The sequence below is a fragment of the Roseixanthobacter psychrophilus genome (genome assembly GCF_043195195.1).
In the GTDB taxonomy this organism is placed as follows: domain Bacteria; phylum Pseudomonadota; class Alphaproteobacteria; order Rhizobiales; family Xanthobacteraceae; genus NCEH01.
The window spans coordinates 1-687 of the sequence record NZ_JBAFWT010000165.1; the positions used below are offsets into that span (position 1 = coordinate 1).

The 687-nt window shown below is 71.2% G+C and carries 1 protein-coding gene; it reads right to left on the minus strand.

The genetic code is table 11. From position 1 onward, the window contains the following. The coding region (locus V5F77_RS29020) for a hypothetical protein (RefSeq protein ID WP_429008507.1) at positions 1–687 on the minus strand (687 nt) is incomplete at both ends.

The window sequence follows — 687 nt, forward strand, 5'->3', positions numbered from 1 at the left end:
CCCAGATCACGTCGGTGACCGGCGCACCCGACGCCCCGACGATGGCGAGAAACTCGGTCATGCGGGGACCGGGCGTGCCGGCGTCGAGATCCCACCAATAATTGACGCCGGACACCGGATCGTCGTCCGCGTGCTTGTCGGCCGCCGACGAGCCCCAGGCCGCCTGCACGGGTATCACCTCGATATCGCGCAGGCCGAGGCGGGCGGCGAGGTCGCGCCGGAAGTAGCCAGCCGAGACCAGATCCCGCCGGCCATCGATGCCGCTCAGCGTGGTGAAATGCGCCAGCGCATTGCTCTGGCCGGCGAAGGCCACGGCGCGCACCACGAACGCGGCATCATCCACCGCCACCGCGCCGGCCATGCCGAGCGCCTCGGCCGCGCCGTCCACGCGGACACGCCAAGCCAAGAACGTCGGGGGGAACGCGAAGTCGGGGACGTCCTGCTCGACCGGATAGGCGCACAGCACCTGCCCGCTCTCGGCCACCGGATGGGCGAGCGTGATGGTGCGCACCACGCTCGCGCCGGAAACGTCGAGGATCTCCACGGCATAGACATGGGCGGCCGGGTCGGCGCCGTCGTGCGACCACGACAGCATGACGTCGCCCCAGGAATTGGCGACCATGGCGAGGTCGGCAACGAAGCTGGGCTCCACCGGATCGGGGCCAGGATCGGGGTCGGCGCCGGGCG